This is a genomic window from Geminicoccus sp. (genome assembly GCF_035556675.1).
GTDB lineage: Bacteria > Pseudomonadota > Alphaproteobacteria > Geminicoccales > Geminicoccaceae > Geminicoccus.
The window spans coordinates 1-2,356 of the sequence record NZ_DATMFZ010000235.1; the positions used below are offsets into that span (position 1 = coordinate 1).

General features: G+C 70.6%; 2 protein-coding genes. Both read left to right on the forward strand.

Translation table 11 applies throughout. The features are described from left to right. Nucleotides 1–948 (forward strand): ABC transporter permease (locus VNS22_RS16725; protein ID WP_325734384.1); only part of this gene is annotated, 948 nt, incomplete at its 5' end. Beyond that, nucleotides 945–2,356: dipeptide/oligopeptide/nickel ABC transporter permease/ATP-binding protein (locus VNS22_RS16730; RefSeq protein ID WP_325734386.1), on the forward strand; the 1,412-nt coding region annotated here is incomplete at its 3' end. The genes VNS22_RS16725 and VNS22_RS16730, both read left to right, overlap by 4 nt.

Sequence of the window (2,356 nt, forward strand, 5' to 3'; positions counted from 1 at the left end):
TTGCCCGCCTATGTCCTGGGCCGCCTGCTGGCCCTGCTGCCGGTCCTGTTCGGGCTCAGCCTGATCGTGTTCCTGATCATGGCACTGATCCCGGGCGACCCGGCCCAGGCGATCCTCGGCTCCTATGCGACCCCGGAGAACGTCGCGCGGATCAACCGCGACCTCGGCCTGGATCGGAGCCTACCCGTCCAGTACCTCACCTGGCTCGGCAACGTAGTCACGGGCGATCTCGGCCGGTCCTACAGCCTGAACCGGCCGGTGCTGGACGAGGTGCTGGAGCGCTTCTCGGCGACCCTGATCCTGGCGGGTGCGGCGCTGGTCCTGGCCTCGGTGCTGGGCCTGCTCGCCGGGATCGTGTCCGCGGTCTACCAGTACGGCCTGGCCGACAAGCTGGTGACCTTCGCCGTGCTGATCGGCATCTCCCTGCCGAGCTTCTGGCTGGGCCTGCTCCTGATCCTCCTGTTCGCGGTGCGCTGGCGGCTCCTGCCGGTGAGCGGCATGTACGCGATCTATGGCGGTGGCGGCTTTGTCGACCTGCTCTGGCACCTAGTCCTGCCGGCCATCACGCTCGCCGTGGTGGCGGCCGGGGTGATCGCCAGGCTCACCCGCTCCGCCATGCTCGAGGTGCTGCGCCAGGACTTCGTGCGCACTGCGCGCGCCAAGGGGGTGAGCGAGCTTGGCGTGGTGTTCCGCCATGCGCTGAAGGCCGCCATGGTGACGGTGATTCCGGTGATCGGCATCCAGGCCGGTTTCGTGCTGGGCGGGGCCGTCTATATCGAGACGGTATTCCAGTGGCCCGGCATCGGCCGGATGCTGGTCGATGCGATCGGCACCCGCGACATCCTGCTGGTGCAGGGCGGCGTGCTGGTGGTGGCCGCCAGCTATGTGCTGTTCAACCTCCTGGCGGATGTGGTGCAGCGCCTGCTCGATCCCAGGATCGCCGCATGAACGCTGCCCGGGGCTTTCTCGCGCGCCTGCTGCGCAACCGGATGGCGGCAGCCGGCCTCCTCGTGCTGGCGCTGATCCTGGCGGTGGTGCTGGCCGCACCCGTCCTGCCGCTGGCCGACCCGGATGCCACCGATCCGGCGCGGCGCCTCCTGCCGCCGTTCAGCGAAGGTGCCTGGCTCGGCACCGATGCGCTCGGCCGCGATCTCCTGGCCCGCCTGGTCTGGGGGGCCCGCCTCAGCCTCGCGGTCGGCGTGGCCGCGTCCCTACTAGCCGCCCTGCTGGGCTCCACGGTGGGACTGCTGGCCGGCTATTTCGGCGGCTGGACCGATACGCTGCTGATGCGCGGCATCGATACGTTGATGGCGTTCCCCTATCTCCTGCTGGCGCTGGCGATCGTGGCGGTGCTGGGGCCGGGCCTGCTCAACGCGCTCTACGCGGTGGTGGTGGTCAACATCCCGTTCTTCGCCCGCAACGTGCGCGGCGTGGCGGCCGGCCTGCGCCATCGCGAGTTCGTGGATGCGGCGCGGCTCTCCGGCATGGGCGGGGCGCGTATTCTCCTGCAGGAGGTGCTGCCAAACGTCATGCCGGTGATCGTGATCACCGTGTCGACCACGATCGGCTGGATGATCCTGGAAACGGCCGGCCTGTCCTTCCTGGGCCTGGGCTCGCAGCCGCCCCAGGCCGACCTCGGCTCGATGCTGGGCGAGGGCCGCAAGGTGCTGATCAATGCGCCGCACGTGGCGGCCGTGCCGGGCCTGCTCGTGTTCCTGATCGTGATGAGCATGAACCTGATCGGCGACGGCGTGCGCGATGCCATCGACCCCCGCCTGCGCACTGGCCTGCCCGGCAAGCCGGGTGCCGCGACCAGGGTCGAGCGGCCGCAGGCGACGGCCGGGCCTGACGGTGGCACGGACACGCTCCTGGACGTCCGGAACCTGAAGATTGCCTTCGACACCGGGTCGGGGCGGAGCCTCGCCGTCCAGGGCGTCGACCTCGCCGTGGCGCCCGGCGAGTGCCTGGGCATCATCGGCGAATCCGGCTCGGGCAAGTCGGTGACGGCACTGGCGCTGGCCCGGCTGGTACCCTCGCCGCCGGGCGTGATCACCGGCGGCACGGTGCGCTTCGAGAACGACGACCTCCTGGCCGCACCGCCCGGCCAGCTGCGGCGGCTGCGTGGCGGCCGGATCGCCTATGTCTTCCAGGATCCGCTCACCACGCTGCATCCGCTGATGCGCGTGGGCGACCAGGTGATCGAGGCCATCCAGGCGCACCGGCGCCAGCCTGCCGGCACTGCCCGGGCACGGGTCCGCGAGCTGTTCACGGATGTCCGCCTGCCCGAGCCGGACCGGATCATGCAGGCTTATCCGCACGAGCTCTCCGGCGGCCAGCGCCAGCGGGTCTCGATCGC